Source organism: Tardiphaga sp. 768_D3_N2_1, from assembly GCF_052076105.1.
Lineage (GTDB): Bacteria > Pseudomonadota > Alphaproteobacteria > Rhizobiales > Xanthobacteraceae > Tardiphaga.
In genome coordinates this window covers 4,031,217-4,046,568 of the sequence record NZ_CP197245.1, presented here as the reverse complement: position 1 = coordinate 4,046,568, position 15,352 = coordinate 4,031,217, and the positions used below count along the sequence as shown (strand labels likewise).

At 61.7% G+C, this 15,352-nt stretch carries 14 protein-coding genes; 11 read left to right on the top strand and 3 right to left on the bottom strand.

All coding sequences use genetic code 11. The features are described 5' to 3' along the window. Positions 1 to 7: 7 nt before the first annotated feature. Both AB8A27_RS19025 and AB8A27_RS19020 read right to left on the bottom strand, forming a co-directional pair. The gene (locus AB8A27_RS19025; RefSeq protein ID WP_441243252.1) at positions 8 to 784 is read right to left on the bottom strand and encodes an SDR family oxidoreductase; all 777 of its coding nucleotides are present in this window, start codon (positions 782 to 784) and stop codon (positions 8 to 10) included. 25 nt (positions 785 to 809) lie between these two features. Then, positions 810 to 1,508 carry a GntR family transcriptional regulator gene (locus AB8A27_RS19020; RefSeq protein WP_441243251.1) on the bottom strand — a complete coding sequence of 233 codons (699 nt, stop codon included), beginning with the start codon at positions 1,506 to 1,508 and terminating at the stop codon, positions 810 to 812. 181 nt (positions 1,509 to 1,689) lie between these two features. Here AB8A27_RS19020 and AB8A27_RS19015 point away from each other — a divergent pair, with 181 nt between their 5' ends. The 5 genes from AB8A27_RS19015 (at position 1,690) to AB8A27_RS18995 (ending at position 8,390) form a co-directional block, all read left to right on the top strand. Continuing rightward, a complete protein-coding gene (locus tag AB8A27_RS19015) occupies positions 1,690 to 2,946 on the top strand; it encodes an ABC transporter substrate-binding protein (protein ID WP_092145173.1) in 1,257 nt (418 codons plus the stop codon). Positions 2,947 to 3,066: 120 nt separating this feature from the next. Next, complete coding sequence (locus AB8A27_RS19010; RefSeq protein ID WP_441243250.1) at positions 3,067 to 3,945, top strand: branched-chain amino acid ABC transporter permease; 879 nt, start codon at positions 3,067 to 3,069, stop codon at positions 3,943 to 3,945. 10 nt (positions 3,946 to 3,955) lie between these two features. After that, entirely contained in the window at positions 3,956 to 6,475 is a 2,520-nt protein-coding gene (locus AB8A27_RS19005; RefSeq protein WP_441243249.1) for a branched-chain amino acid ABC transporter ATP-binding protein/permease, read from the top strand. An 8-nt stretch (positions 6,476 to 6,483) separates the two neighbouring features. Beyond that, complete coding sequence (locus tag AB8A27_RS19000) at positions 6,484 to 7,431, top strand: 3-hydroxyacyl-CoA dehydrogenase (RefSeq protein ID WP_441243248.1); 948 nt, start codon at positions 6,484 to 6,486, stop codon at positions 7,429 to 7,431. A 35-nt stretch (positions 7,432 to 7,466) separates the two neighbouring features. Next, entirely contained in the window at positions 7,467 to 8,390 is a 924-nt protein-coding gene (locus AB8A27_RS18995; RefSeq protein WP_115030349.1) for a 3-keto-5-aminohexanoate cleavage protein, read from the top strand. Positions 8,391 to 9,245: 855 nt separating this feature from the next. On the opposite strand, the gene AB8A27_RS18990 is transcribed toward AB8A27_RS18995, so the two are convergent. Then, complete coding sequence (locus AB8A27_RS18990) at positions 9,246 to 10,274, bottom strand: LacI family DNA-binding transcriptional regulator (RefSeq protein WP_441244954.1); 1,029 nt, start codon at positions 10,272 to 10,274, stop codon at positions 9,246 to 9,248. Positions 10,275 to 10,381: 107 nt separating this feature from the next. Here AB8A27_RS18990 and AB8A27_RS18985 point away from each other — a divergent pair, with 107 nt between their 5' ends. From AB8A27_RS18985 to AB8A27_RS18960, 6 genes are read left to right on the top strand one after another with little or no spacing between them, the layout of a single operon-like run. Further along, positions 10,382 to 11,272 (top strand): dioxygenase family protein, encoded by an 891-nt coding sequence (locus tag AB8A27_RS18985; protein WP_441243247.1) that lies wholly within the window; start codon positions 10,382 to 10,384, stop codon positions 11,270 to 11,272. Between the two features lie 7 nt (positions 11,273 to 11,279). Then, entirely contained in the window at positions 11,280 to 12,026 is a 747-nt protein-coding gene (locus AB8A27_RS18980) for an SDR family NAD(P)-dependent oxidoreductase (RefSeq protein ID WP_441243246.1), read from the top strand. Positions 12,027 to 12,045: 19 nt separating this feature from the next. Further along, complete coding sequence (locus AB8A27_RS18975) at positions 12,046 to 12,930, top strand: 3-keto-5-aminohexanoate cleavage protein (protein ID WP_441244953.1); 885 nt, start codon at positions 12,046 to 12,048, stop codon at positions 12,928 to 12,930. A 20-nt stretch (positions 12,931 to 12,950) separates the two neighbouring features. After that, complete coding sequence (locus AB8A27_RS18970; RefSeq protein WP_441243245.1) at positions 12,951 to 13,970, top strand: quinone oxidoreductase family protein; 1,020 nt, start codon at positions 12,951 to 12,953, stop codon at positions 13,968 to 13,970. A gap of 4 nt (positions 13,971 to 13,974) precedes the next feature. Next, positions 13,975 to 14,325 carry a cupin domain-containing protein gene (locus tag AB8A27_RS18965; RefSeq protein ID WP_441243244.1) on the top strand — a complete coding sequence of 117 codons (351 nt, stop codon included), beginning with the start codon at positions 13,975 to 13,977 and terminating at the stop codon, positions 14,323 to 14,325. A gap of 33 nt (positions 14,326 to 14,358) precedes the next feature. Continuing rightward, positions 14,359 to 15,327 (top strand): Bug family tripartite tricarboxylate transporter substrate binding protein, encoded by a 969-nt coding sequence (locus AB8A27_RS18960; protein WP_441243243.1) that lies wholly within the window; start codon positions 14,359 to 14,361, stop codon positions 15,325 to 15,327. Positions 15,328 to 15,352: the final 25 nt, after the last annotated feature.

The following is a 15,352-nucleotide window of genomic DNA, read 5'->3' as shown; positions in this document are numbered from 1 at the left end:
TCGACCTCTAGCCGAGCATCTGGGTATCGCCGCAGATCGAGATCGCCTGACCCGAGATCGTGCGTCCGCGTGGGCTGGCCAGGAACAGGATCTGGTCGGCGATCTGCTCCGGTGTGACGTAGTCCTTGATTGACGTATAGGAGAACGCCGTTTTCTCCATCTCAGCAAAGGAAATGCCGCGCTGCTGCGCCTTGGCTTCCAGTACGCGGCGCTGGCGATCGCCGGCGACGAGGCCGGGCAGGATCGCGTTGACGCGGATGTTGTCGGGGCCGAGCTCGATGGAGAGCGATTTCGTGAAGCCGATGACGCCCCATTTCGCCGCGGCATAGGGCGAGCGCATTGCGAAGCCAACGCGGCCAGCCGCCGAGGACAGGTTGACGATGGAGCCATTGCTGCTCTGGCGCAGCAGCGGCACGGCGAGGCGCGTGCAGTTGAACTGGCCGGTCAGGCAGATGTTCAGGCAACGATCCCAGTCATCGGGATGCATCTCCTCGACCTTGGCGGTCGGGCCTGCAATGCCGGCATTGTTGACGAGGACATCGAGACCGCCGAGTTTGGCTGTTGCCTCATCGAACAGCCTTTGAACTGATGCACGATCAGCAACGTCGCAATGTGTTTGCGTGATTGCGGGATTACTCGTTGCAAGCGCGGCGAGAGCAGTCTGATCCACATCGCAGACATGAATGCGTGCCCCTTCGCCGGCAAAGGCGCGGGCGATGGCCAGACCGATTCCGTTGGCGCCGGCAGTAACGATGACGCGCAAACCCTTGATGTTGAGATCCATGATGGCTCCGGGGACTTTGTGAGAACTAGGCAGAGAGGCCGCCGCGCGACAGGATGAAATTGGCAGCGCTGGTGATATCGGCAGCGATCCCGACTTTGGCAGCTTCGGCATCACCGATCTCGATCGCCTTGCGAACGTCTGCATGAAACCGGATGGCTTCGCCCTTGGCGAGGCGATCTGGATTGCCGCGCAGATCGAGATTGATGACGGGGCCAGCCTTGAGCCAGAGCGCACGGATGATCTCGACCAGGATGGGCGATTGCGCGGCCTCGTAAACGGCAAAGTGAAACGTCTTGTTGAGCTCGACCGCGCGGGGCAGGTCTGGCGCTTTTACTTCACTTTCAGCGCGCATCGCCGCTTCGGCGCTGGCGATGGAGACGAGGTTGCCATCACTCCGCAGCCGCGCTGCCTCTGCTGCGGCGTGGCCCTCGATAGCGATGCGCACTTTCGTCAGATCGCGGAACTGCGTGGCCGACATCACGGGCACCCGCACCGCACGGTTGGCCGCGACTTCCAGTGCCTTGTCTGCGACGAGGCGTGATACCGCTTCGCGCACCGGCATGATCGACACGCCGAGCACTTCGGCGGCCGTACGCAGCGACAGTTTCTCACCCGGAGCGAGCCGTCCCGAGATCAGCAGATCCGCCAGTTGCGCGTAGGCGCGCTCGCCCAGCGTCTGGCGGTCGAGCGGCTCCACAAGGCTCAGCGCAGTCGGCAGGTTCAACGCGGTCTCCGGGCATCGTCGCAAAATTGCAGGGAGGGACTCGACAAAGTCCCTGTCTTTTGCAACTCTAACTGTGATCACAGATCACGGCAAGCGGACAAAGCCCTCTCAACAGAAGAGTGCGGCGCCTGCCGGAGGGGAAACAGCCGCGCCTCGCGGCCGTATCAGGGAGACGAATCTGATGTCGAACACCAATCAATTCACGCGCCGCAGTCTGCTAAAGACCGCGGGCGGTCTCGCGCTTGCGTCCGGCCTGTCTGCGCCCTCGATCCTCAGTGCACAGACCTCCGACGTCATCCGCATCGGCCATCTCACGCCGCGTACCGGCTTTCTCGGCCCGCTTGGCGAATATGGTGTGATGGCCATCGATCTCGCTGTTGAAGAGATCAATGCCGCCGGCGGCATGATGGGGCGCAAGGTCGAGCTACTGAAGGAGGACTCGATCAATCCGCAGACGGCCTCGACGAAGGCGGAGCGCATGATCGAGCGCGACAAGGTCGCCTGTATCATCGGCGAAATTTCTTCGGCATCGTGTCTGACCATCGCGCAGGTCGCCACGCGCAACAAGACGCTGTTCATCAACACCGGCGGAAATTCCGATGCGCTACGCGGCAAGGACTGCCAGCGCTACATGTTCCACGTCGAGTCGCAGAACTCGATGTATGTAAAGACGGTCGGTCGCTCGTTCCTGCGCGATGGTCTCGTAAAGGGCAAGAAGTGGTACTCGCTCACGGCGGACTACGCTTTCGGTCACGACCTGCTCAACGTGTCGAAGCGCTTCATGCAGGCGAATGGCGGCAATTTCGCCGGCGACGACCTCGTGCCCACCGACGCCACGGACTTTTCTGCCTATCTCCTCAAGATCCGCGAGGCCAAACCTGATCTCGTGGTGATCAATCTCGCCGGCAACCAGATCACCAACTTCCTCAAGCAATATGCCGAATTCGGTCTGACCTTCCCGGTCGGCGGTTTCGGCTTCGATACGGCTCTGGCCTGGGCTGCAGGTAAGGGCAATTTCGTCGGCACCTGGCCCGTGGTCTGGCATCATCTGCTGGACACGCCCGGCAGCAAGGCTTTCGTCGCGGCCTTCACCAAGAAGTACAACAAGCCACCAGAGAACCAGGCCTGGGGCGACTACATCGCCACCAAGATCGTGGCGCAGAGCATCAATGAGCTGAAATCAGCTGAGTCGCCGAAGATCATCGAGCATTTCGAGAAGGGCGCGAAATTCGATCTGCTGAAGACGCGTCCCGGCTACTTCCGCGCATCGGATCATCAGCTGATGCACGAGATGTATGCGGTGACGGCGCTGCCTGCGGACAAGATCAAGAACCAGTGGGACATCTTCTCATCGAGCCCGGCGGTCCCGGGGCCGGATGAACCGCTCGAAGTGATTGCGTCCACCGCGGAGGAGAACGTCTGCAAATTCCCGAGCTAGCAACAATGTCGGCGTTTCGCCTCAAGCGAGACGCCGACATTCTGCTCGTGAAGCTGCTTTGGTTTCGTCCTTCCGACCCCTGTCAGATGCGCGTCAGCGCGCGACTGCGGAGCCCATATCATGTCCGCCATGTTGCTCACCCAGCAGATCCTCAACGGACTGCTTGATGGTGTTTACTATCTTCTGATTGCGCTCGGCCTGTCGCTGATCTTTTCGCTCGGCGGCATCGTGAATCTCGCGCATGGCGCGTTCTATGCGATCGGTGCCTATCTTACCCTTGTCATTTCGCCCTATCTCGGCTTCAGCGGCGCATTCGTCGTGGCGCCCGTTGTCGTCGCGCTGTTCGGCGTTGTCATCGAGCGGACGCTGTTCCGGCGCTTCTATCGGTCCGATCCCATTCTCTCGCTGCTGCTGACTTTCGGACTCGCGATGGTCGCCGAGCAGGCGCTGCGCATGATCTTCGGCGCACCGCCATTGTCCTATTCGATCCCACAGGGACTGCGCGGTCAGGTGGCGATCGGAAGCTTCATCTATTCGTTCTATCGCGTGGTGCTGCTTGGTATTGCCGTGGCCTGCGTGCTCGGGCTCTGGGTCTTGCTGCAGAAGACCTCGTTCGGTCGCGTTGTGCGGGCCGGCGTCCAGAATCCCGACATGGTTGGCGCACTCGGCATCTCGCTGCAGCCCTATATGTCGGTCGTCGCAGCCCTGGGCATTGGTCTGGCGGGCCTCGCGGGCGTATTGCTCGCACCGATCTATTCGATCCATCCGGCAATGGGGCAGGAGATCATCACGCCGGCTTTCGTGGTGGTGGTGATTGGCGGCCTTGGCTCGTTCTGGGGCGTTGTGCTCGCGGCGCTCCTGGTCGGACTGGTCAAGGGCGTGATGGTCGGGATCGGCTATTCCGCGGCCTCGACGGCGGCGATCTATCTTCTGATGCTTCTGGTGCTGCTGTTCCGGCCACGCGGTCTGTTTGGCGAACGCATCATGCGGTTCGAGTGAGGCGATGCCAATGTTGAATCGTCTTCCCGTTCCGTTGCTGATCGCAGGCGTTGGCCTGCTCATCCTGCCGCCGATCCTGCTGGCGCTTGGACTCACGATGACGTCGGCGACGGAGATCGTGGTCTTCGCTCTGGCCTGTATGGCGCTGAACATTCTGGTCGGACATACCGGTCTGGTCTCGTTCGGCCATGGTGCCTGGTTCGGCCTTGCCGCCTATGCGGCAGCACTGATCCAGCGTAACTGGATGCCGAATTCCTTCGTCGGGCCGACGCTGCTGGCGCTGGTCATCGTCGCCATCGCGGCGGCGGCCTTCGGCTTTCTAATCCTGCGTCGCCGCGGTGTGTATTTCTCGCTTCTCACGCTGGCACTGGCTGCCATGCTCTACAGCGTGTCGTTTCGCTGGACCGATGTGACCGGTGGCGAGAACGGCCTCGGCGGAATTACGAGACCACCATTGCTCGGCTTCGATCTCGATGCGGCGGCGACCTATTACTGGTTCGTGGCGATCATCGCGTTTCTGGTGCTGATCCTGCTCTGGCGCTTTCACAACTCCACCGTCGGTTCGGTCCTGGTCGCGATCCGCGAGAACGAACAGCGGGCACGCTTCCTCGGCTATCCCACCAATCGTTACAAGCTCATTGCCTTCGTGCTGTCCGCCACTATCACCGGGCTCGCTGGCGTGCTGCTGCTGTACAAGAACCGCATGACCTCGGCGGATCCCATTTCAGTGGCGTTCTCCGGCGAACTGCTGGCGATGGTCGTGATCGGCGGTATGCGCAGCTTCCTGGGGCCGGCGCTGGGCGCGCTGTTCTTCATTCTGTTTCGCGAGTTTCTTGGCATCTATTCCGAGAACTGGCTGTTCTGGTTCGGGCTCGTCTTTGTTGGCTTCATCATCTTCTCGCCCACGGGTCTGATCGGCATGGGCGAGCGCCTGATCGCGCCATTTCGCAAGAAGGTGGAAGAAGATGCAGCGATGTCGGCCCGGCGTATCGAAGTGCTGCCACTGCCGGAGTTCTTGCGACCGAAGTCGACGGTCGACGGAGCGGTGCTCGCTGCCAGCCATATCGTGAAAAGCTTCGGTGGCATCAAGGCCGTGCAGGGCGTCGACATCGCGATCGCCGATCGCACGCTACATGCGCTGATCGGTCCGAACGGGGCCGGCAAGACGACGGCGTTCAATCTCCTGTCGGGCATGTACAAACCGGATCAGGGCAGCGTGTCGCTGATGGGCGAGCCGATTGCGGGCCACACGCCGGAATCGATCGCCACGGCCGGGATTGGGCGCTCGTTCCAGATCACCAACCTGTTTCCCGCTTTAAGCGTCGGCGAGAATATTCGCCTCGCAGTGCAGGCGCGGCATCCCCGACGTTTCGACCCTGTGACCAATGCGCTGTCCATCGATCTGATCAACCAGGAGGCCGACGCGGTGATCCGCTATCTCGGTCTGGCAGGAATTGAGAAGGCGGAAGCCGGGATGCTGTCTTACGGTGGCCAGCGACTGCTCGATATGGGTGTGGCTCTTGCGACGGCGCCGCGCATCCTGCTGCTTGACGAGCCGCTGGCAGGACTTGCGGCTGCCGAACGTGAACGGATCGGTGCGATCATCAAGCGTATCTCGACCGATCTGCCCGTCCTGCTTGTCGAGCATGACATCGACCGCGTGTTCCAGCTGGCAGACCATGTCACCGTCATGAATGAAGGGCGGGTGTTGCTGGATGGCTCGGTCGAAGACGCGCGTTCCAGCGCGCGGGTACAGGAAGTATATATCGGCTCGGGCGCGACGGCCGTGGCCGCCAAGCCGCGTGAAACATCGGCGGGTGCGAAGCCACTGCTGACGGTGAAGAATGTCGATACATTCTATGGCAAGAGCCATATTCTCAACGACGTCAATTTCACCCTGCACGAGAACGAAATCATCGCGCTGCTCGGACGAAACGGTGCCGGGAAATCGACCTTGCTCAAGACGCTGATCGGGATCGCGCCGGCGTCCAATGGTTCGATCCAGCTGGCCGGCAGCGAGTTGGTCGGCTTGTCATCGGCAGAGGCTGCGCGGCTCGGCATTGGTTACGTGCCGCAGGGGCGAGCCCTCTTTGCCGGTATGAGCGTCGAGCAGAATCTTGAACTTGGTGGTCTCAAGCGACAGACCGGCAATGGCGTGCACTGGACGCGAGAACGCATCTACGAATATTTCCCGCGCATTCGCGAGCGTCTCGATAGCCCCGCCGATTATCTTTCGGGCGGCGAACAACAGATGGTAGCCGTTGCGCGCGCGCTGTCCGGCGACGTGCGGGTGCTGTTGCTTGACGAACCTTTTGAAGGATTGGCACCGGCGGTAGTGGAACAGTTGTTCGAGACCTTCGACCGGCTCCGCAAGGAAATCGCCATCGTCATTGTCGATCATAATCTCGATCTGGCTTTGGCCCTGTCCGATTCGACGGTGGCGTTGGAACGGGGCAAAGTCATTCATCAGGGGGCATCCAAGACCCTGCGCGACGATCTCGATCTGCGCCGCAAGGTGCTGTGGCTGTGAGAATGGAAATGACAACAAACAATCGGCATGTCGCAATCGTAGGAGTTGGCTTGATAGGGAGGGCCTGGGCAGCGATCTTCGCCCGCGCAGGTTGGACCGTGCGGTTAACCGATCCGCATCGCCCGACGCTGGAAGCTGCGCTTCAGCTTATTCGCGACGAGCTGCATGCGCTGGCTCGTCATGGGCTTGCCAGCGATCCAGACGGCGCGGCTGCAAGAATATCAATCGCGGCGAGTTTGGCAGAGGCCGTCAAGGACGTGACCTTCGTACAGGAGAATGGCCCTGAAAATGTCGATCAGAAGATCGCCATCTTTTCGGAGCTGGATCGCCTTGCGCCTCCGGATGCGTTGCTGGCGTCATCGACTTCGGCCATCGTGGCGTCCCGCTTTACTGAAATGCTTCCGGGGCGGGCGCGATGTCTTGTCGGTCATCCCGTCAATCCGCCGCACCTCGTGCCGCTGGTCGAACTATGCGGCGCGTCCTGGACTTCGCAGGAGACCATCGACCGCGCGCGCGAGATCTATCGCGAGATTGGGCAGGTGCCTATCACAGTTAACCGCGAGATCAACGGCTTCATTCTCAACCGTCTGCAGGGCGCGTTGCTGGCAGAAGCGTTTCGTCTTGTCGGCGAAGGTTATGTCTCTGCGGAAGATCTCGACCACACCGTAAAGGACGGCCTTGGTCTGCGCTGGTCGTTTCTTGGCCCGCTGGAAACCATCGAACTCAATGCGCCCGGTGGCATCCCCGATTACTGCGCGCGCTATACCGGCTTCTACAAAGAGCTGGCTGCCGCATCGGCAGGACCCGAAGTCTATCAAAGCCCGAATGTCGACCGGGTGATAGCGGCCTGGCCGCATCAGCCGTCGCCGGACCGGATTGCGGCGCTGACGCAGCAACGCAACGAACGCCTTGCAGCACTGGCGGCCCACAAAGCCGCGCAGGGCGGCAAATCCTGATCACACGATCTCTCAACAGCAAGACGGAGACTGACATGAGCCGCAAAGTCATTATCACCTGTGCCGTGACGGGGGCGATCCATACGCCCTCGATGTCCAAGGCATTGCCGGTAACGCCGCAGGAAATCGCTGATGCTGCCGTGGATGCGGCGGAAGCGGGCGCCGCGATCGTGCATCTGCATGCGCGCAACCCGAAAACCGGTCAGCCGGATCAAAGCCCAGAAGCTTTCGCGCCGTTCCTGAAGATCATCAAGCAGCGCTCCAATGCGGTGATCAACCTGACCACCGGCGGTGCGCCGACCATGACGGTGGACGAGCGCGTGCGGCCTGCGGCGGTCTACAAGCCGGAAGTCGCGTCGCTCAATATGGGCTCGATGAATTTCGGCTTCTTCGGCATGCTGAACCGTTTCAAGAAATTCGAGCATGACTGGGAATTGAAGCACCTGCAGAACAAGGACATCGTGTTCCGCAACACGTTCCAGGACATTGAATACGTCCTGAAGACGCTGGCGGAGACGGGCACGCGCTTCGAATTCGAATGTTACGATACCGCGCATCTCTATAACCTGGCCTATTTCCTCGACCAGGGTCTGGTGAAGCCGCCACTGTTCATCCAGACGGTGTTTGGCCTGCAGGGCGGCACCGGGGCACATCCCGAAGACGTGCTGCACATGAAGCGCACGGCGGATCGTTTGTTCGGCGACAAGTATGTCTGGTCGGTGCTCGGTGCTGGTCGCAATCAACTGCCGATCGCGGCGATGGCCGCGGCCATGGGCGGCAATATCCGCGTCGGTCTGGAAGATTCGCTGTGGGCGGCGCCAGGTCGCATGGCTTCCTCGAATGCCGAGCAGGTCACTCTCGCGCGCAAGATCGTCGAAGGTCTGGGCCTTGAGATTGCTACCCCGGATGAAGCACGCGAGATGCTTGATCTGAAGGGTGGGGACAAGCTGGAGGTTTAAGCTATCTTTGGAGGGGGGCGGACAGTGCAAGAAATGTCCGCCTCCTCTGCTTCAGAGGAACCCCGCTGGCGAATGCCCGCTTCTGACGCAAAGTCGACGTGGTGGGTTACCGCTCCTGGCGCAAAGCGGACATTTGGCGCGCTGGATATCGCGCAGATCGCATACTTTATCATTCGTGAATTTGGCATTTCTCAACCAAATCTCTCCGTATGATTCTGTTCACCATCCGCTTTAGGGAAGTAGGGAGCCGCATAGGGAATGCTGTGTCATGCTCGAAGATCAACTTCGACACGGAGGCGTCCATGGCTCTTATCGTTATGCCGTTTTTGGTAACCGCAGCAGCTGTTGGTATGTTCGTCCTGGCGACCGAACGCGCCGACGACAAACAGCGCAGTTAGGCGCGGGGCTGGTCGGATTTAGAAATCTCCGGCTGATTGGAGAGCAGTAGAACAGCCTGTGAGATCAACAAGGCTACATCGCCTAGATCCAGGCGTTGAGCCCGGCCTCGCATGATGTGCAGATCGTTCTTCAACAGGATAAGTTGAGCGCGGCGAGAAACGTCAGACATCTTGGGTTCCCTAGCGTGGGAACCGCCCAGCTTCATCGTATGGAATATAGAGTTGCGCCGAGTTACTGCAGATCAATGGTCAATGCATCCCATATGACGTCAGACCTGTCATGCAACTCGCTCCAGTCTGATCACTTGCTTGTTATCCTTTGCACGCAGCTGCTTCTGCATCTGGCCGAATCGATAACGAAGCTCGGGCTTCGAATGCCGATAGGCGAGTCCACTCTCGGTCGAAGCGGGGGAAAATCAGAATCACGTTGGCTCAATCGACGAGATCCGAATCCGGCTTATCGCAAGATCCTTGGTGGCTGTGTCGAGCGGCGCACGACGAGCAGGGGTGCTGTGACGACATAAGGCGCATCGCCACGGACGCCTTCGATCAGGTCGAGCAGGAGTTGGCCGGTCTGTTCACCCATCTCGCGGTGGCTGATGCGGATCGTGGATAGCGGCGGGTCAACCAGATCCACCAGCGGCATGTCGTTGTGACCGATCACTGACAGATCTTCCGGACATCGCCGGCCCGTTTCGCGTAATGCTTCATAGACGCCGAGCGCGAGGAGATCGTTGGCCGCGACGATGGCGGTGGCTTCAGGCTGTCGTGCGAGCAGCCTGAGTGCGGCAGCGCGTCCTGCCTCACGCGTGAATGCTTCAGCTTCTTCGATATCATTGTCGGCTGGCGCGACACCCGCTTCGCGCATTGCCTCCACGAAACCGTGACGGCGGAGCGAGCCGGTCGATAGCGTTTGCGGACCGGCGAGATGGAGGATGTGGCGATGCCCAAGCTCGAGAAGATGCGCAACCGCGAGCCGCATGCCGGCCACATCGTCCGAGACCACCGAAGGCACGCGCGCCTCAGCTTCCGCGCGATTGACAAGCACGACCGGGACCTTCCAGCTCAGACAACGCTCGATCGAATTATCCTTGAGCGCGACATTCGCCAGCACGAGGCCGTCCACGCGCCGCGCCACGAGCCGTTGAACGATGTCGTCGGTGCCCGTCCGTTGCGGTTGCGGGTCGGCGACGATCAGCGCATAGCCGCGCGCCGATAGCACGTCCTCCAGACCGCCAATGATCGGCGAGAAGACAGGGTTCGCGATGTCCGGGACGACGATGCCAACCATGTTCGAACGGCCGCTGCGCAGACTCACGGCTACCGTGTCCGGGCGGTAACCCAGCCGTTCTGCTGCTTCCAGAATCCGGCGCACGACCGGCTCGCCGATCCGCCCGCGGCGGGCAGGGTCGAGCGCACGCGAAACCGTGGATGGGTGCACCCCCACTTCGCGTGCAACGTCTTTGATTGTCGTCATCCCTGCCACGATCTCCAAGCTACCTGTTGCGGTTGACTTGCGCAATCGATTGCATTAGATGTGCAATCGATTGCGCAGAGTGAACAGCCAAGAAATCGCAATATGAGGGAGTGTCGATGATCATTACGCGTCAGGAGGACGTGACCGACGTTGTGCTTGCTGCGATGAGCGGCGCGCCCAATGAGCGGCTGCGCACGGTCATGGCCGCTTTCGTTCGTCATCTGCACGAATTTGCCCGCGAAGTGCGGCTGACCGAGGCGGAATTCGAGTTTGCCATCGATTTTCTGAACCGCATCGGCCAGGCCACCAACGACACCCATAACGAGGGCGTGCTGTTTAGCGACGCGGTTGGGCTCTCGACACTGGTCTGCCTCTTGAACAACGGCCAGGATGGCGCGAGTGAAACCGCCGCAGCGTTGCTTGGGCCGTTCTGGCGGGCGAACGCTCCGCGCGTGGAGAACGGTGCCTCTATCTTGCGTTCGCCGACGCCCGGTGCACCGCTATTTGTCGATTGCCGCATCACGGATGCGCTCGGAGCGCCTCTCTCGGGTGTCCGCGTTGATGTCTGGCAGGCGTCACCATCCGGAATGTACGAAAACCAGGATGACGGTCAGGCCGACATGAACTTGCGCGGCGTGTTCGAGACCGATGCGAACGGCCGCTTCGCATTCCGCTCGGTCAAGCCTGCCGGCTATCCGGTACCGATCCATGGTCCGACCGGGGAGATGCTGGCCGCGCAGCGCCGGCATCCGTTCCGGCCGGCGCATCTGCATGTGCTTGCCTTCAAGCCGGGCTTCAAGACGCTGATCACGCAGATCTTTGTCGATGACGACGAGCATCTGGAGAGTGACGTCGTGTTCGGCGTGACGCGCGCGCTGATCGGCGATTTCCGCAAGGGCGAAGGCGCGCCGCCGGCACCGGATGTCGCTGGCGAATGGTTCAGCCTTAACTACACATTCGTCATGGAGCCCGGAGAGGCCGTGCTCCCGCATCCTCCCATCAAGTGAGCTGTCGATGTCGGATATTCTCGTGAACAAGGTCGCCGTGGTGATCGGCGGTTCGGGCGGCATCGGCGCCGCGGCCGCGCAAGCCTTGGCCGCCGAAGGCGCCCGTGTCGTCGTGACCTGGCGCTCCGGCGAGGCAGCTGCCAACGCGTTGCTGGCCAGCCTTCCGGGCGAGGGCCATCTCGCCAGACGCGCGGTCGTCGAAGACAGTGCAACGCTGACAGCGCTAGCTGGCGAGGTGGAGCGCGCGTTCGGCCGCTGCGATATTCTCGTCAATACCGCAGGCTACACGAAACCGATACCGATCGGCGATCTCGACGCGCTGACCGACGAGTTCATCGACGATATGTTCAAGGTGAACTGGCGCGGCCAATTTGCAGCCATCCGTGCTTTCGCGCCGCTGCTCAAGGCGAGCGGCGACGGGCTCATCGTCAACATATCCTCGATTGCGGGGCTGAACGGCGTTGGCTCTAATCTGGCTTACGCGGCGATCAAGGCCGGCATCGACACCATGACCAAGTCGCTCGCGCGGGCATTGGCGCCGGCGGTGCGCGTGATGGCGGTGTCGCCGGGCGTGGTGGCCACTGATTTTGTGCCGGGTCGCGATGCGGCCGCGCTTGAAAAGGTCGCGGGGACCATTCCGCTCAAGCGTGTTGCGACGGCCGAGGATGTCGGCCGCGCAATCGCGGCCTGCGCTACCCACCTGACCTATTCCACCGGCTCGCTGATCGTCGTTGACGGCGGCCGGGCGTTGTAAGGAGAGATTGATGCGCCCGATGCTCGACAAGATCGTCATCACTTGCGCCGTCACCGGCAATCTGACGCGGCCGGACCAGACCCCGCATCTGCCGATCACGCCCGAAGAAATCGCCGACGCCTGTCTCGGCGCCGCGGAAGCGGGCGCGGCGGTTGCGCATATCCATGTGCGCGAGCCCGGCACCGGCGCGCCGTCTATGAAGCTCGAATATTATCAGGACGTCGTGGCGCGCATCCGCGCCCGCAACCGCAATCTGGTTCTCAACATTACCACCGGCCCGGGTGGCCGGTTTGTGCCGTCGCAGGACGACCCCAAGGTCGCCGCCGCGGGGACCACGCTGATGAATCCGGAAGAACGCGTTGCCCATATCACGGCGCTGAAGCCGGACATCTGCACGCTCGACCTCAACACCATGAATTCCGGCGGACAGGTGGTGATCAACACCCCCGGCAACGTGCGCCGCATGGCGAAGGTCATCCGCGAGGCTGGCGTGAAACCCGAGATCGAATTGTTCGATTCCGGCGATATCGCGCTGCTCCACGATCTTCTCGCTGACGGTACGCTCGGTGGCCCGGCGCTCACCTCCTTCGTGATGGGCGTGAAATACGGCTTCCAGCCGTCACCGGAAACGGTGCTGTATGCGCGCGGTCTGCTGCCGCGAAATGCGCATTTCACGGCCATTGGCATCGGGCGCTCCACATTTCCCATGGTGGCGCAATCGGTTCTCGCCGGCGGGCATGCCCGCACCGGTCTTGAAGACGCGGTAATGCTCGGTCGCGGCGTATTGGCGCCGTCGAACGCTGTTATGGTGGAGAAGGCGCGCCGTATCATCGAGGAACTTGGCGCACAGATCGCAACGCCTGGCGAGGCACGCGCACTGTTCGATTTACCTGGCGCCGCATAACACAGCATTCGAGGACTGAAATGACCGCAGCCGCCAGGACTTCCTCCAACATCACCGCAACATGTCTGCGGGTCGCCGCCAAGGCCGATCGCATCGAGAATGTGGCGCTCGGCATCGAGCAGCACACACTCGCCTGCACAAGGCCGGGCGATGCGCTGGTCGAGATCAAGGCCGCTGCGATCAATCCGTCGGACGCCAAGGCGACGCTCGGCCTGATGCCGCATGCCGTATTCCCGCGTACGCCCGGTCGTGACTTCGCCGGCGTCGTGATCGAAGGGCCGGCCGATCTGATCGGCAAGGAAGTATTTGGCTCGTCGGGCCAGCTCGGGATCGGCCGCGACGGCACCCATGCCACGCATCTGGTCGTCGAGGTGTCCGCGCTGGTCGAGAAGCCGGCAAATATCAGCCTCGCGGAGGCCGCCGGAATCGGTGTGCCCTTCGTCACCGCGCAGGAAGGTTTTCGCCGCAGCGGCATGCCGAAACCCGGCGAGACCGTGTTGATCCTCGGCCTCAACGGCAAGGTTGGGCAGGCGGCGACGCAGATCGCATCATGGCAGGGCGCCCGCGTGATCGGAGTCGTCCGCAAAGACGAACCATATGCCGGCCATGCCCATGGTGAGGTGACGGTCATCGATTCCAGCCGCAACGACGTCGCGGCGACAGTGCGCGAACTCACCGGCGGCAAGGGTGTGGACATCGTCTACAATACCGTCGGCGAACCCTATTACGACGCCGGCACGAAATCGCTCGCGCATCTCGGCCGCCAGATCTTCATTGCCTCTAACAAGGCCACCGTGCCCTTCGATATCTTCGCCTTCTATCGCGGCAAGCACACTTACTTCGGCGTCGACTCGCTGTCGCTGACATCGCCTGAAGCCGGCGAGATCCTGCGTGAGCTGGTGCCGGGTTTCGCCAGCGGCGCGTTGAAACCGTTTCCGATCAAGCCGGACGCGATTTACCCGCTGGAGCGCGCCGCGGAAGCCTATGTCGCCGTGCTCGGCTCCTCGCGCGACCGTCTCGTTTTTCAGCCGAATGGGTGAAGCCATGCATGTCGTCCGCCTGAACGATGCCCCGCGCTATGAGGCTCCCGGCCACAATGACATGCGGATGTTCCGCCTGCAGGGCCGCGACGCCGGGCCGGGCGACGTCATGTGGCTCGGCATGAGCCAGATCCTGCCGGGCGGTGGCATCACGCCCTCGGCCTCGCCGGAAGAGAAATTCTATGTGGTCCTCGAAGGCGAGGTCACATTCGAGACGCCCGATGGCATCGCCACCCTCGGCACCTGGGATTCCTGCCGCATCGCGCCGAACGAGACGCGCGCCTTGCGCAACGAGACGAAACGACCGGCAGTGGTGTTGCTCGCAATGCCACTGTCCAACACCGCAAGAGGCTGAAAGCCCGGCATTTGATAATTCAGGGAGAAACACATGGACCGCCGCCAGTTTATGATCGGCTCTGGCCTTGCCGCGACGACGGCGTTGATAGGCACCGGGGCCGTCGCACAGACCTATCCGAACCAACTCATCCGCATCGTGGTGCCGTTTTCCGGCGGCAGCATGACCGACATCCTTGCCCGTTCGGTGGCCGAAAAGCTGACTGCGAAATGGAAGCAGCAGGTCATTGTCGAGAACAGGCCCGGCATCGCGGGCGTCAGCAGCGTCGCCAAGGGGCCGGTCGACGGCTCGCAGATCATGCTGACCTCAAACGGCCACAGCGTGGTTGGTGTGGTCAACAAGAACCTCAACTTCGATCCGATCAAGGATTTCGCGACGATCAGCCGGGTTGGCTCTACGCCCGCGATCCTGATCGTGCCGCCGGATGCACCGTTCAAGACGCTGGCCGAACTGATCGCCGCCGCGAAGGCCAAGCCGGATTCGCTGAGCTACAGCTCGGCGGGCGTCGGTAGCGCAACCGGCATCGCGGCCGAGCTGTTCAGGCATCTCACACAGACCAAGATGGTGTTGATCCCGCATCGCGGCCTGCCGGAATCCCAGATCAGCATCATACGTGGCGATACCTCGGTCGCCTTCACCTATTTCAGTGTCGGTGGCGATCTCATCCAGTCGGGCAAGCTGCGCGCGCTTGCGGTCACCGGCAAGAGCCGTATGGCGCAACTGCCCGATGTGCCGACCTTCGCCGAGGCCGGGCTCCCTGAATTCACCTATGATAGCTGGTTCGGCCTGCTCGCCGCCGCCGCAGTGCCGAAGCCGATCGTCGACCAGATTGCGCGCGATACTGCCGAGGCGCTGAGCGATCCAGCCTTGATCAAGCAATTCACCGGACAGGGTGTCGATCTCGCGAGCTCTACGCCGGAAGCTTTTGGAACGGAGCTGCGCAGTGATGCGGAGCGTTACGGCAAGCTTGTCGCGATGTCGACGGACGGAGCGGCCAAGTAAGAAAGCGGGCCTGCAGCACGCGATG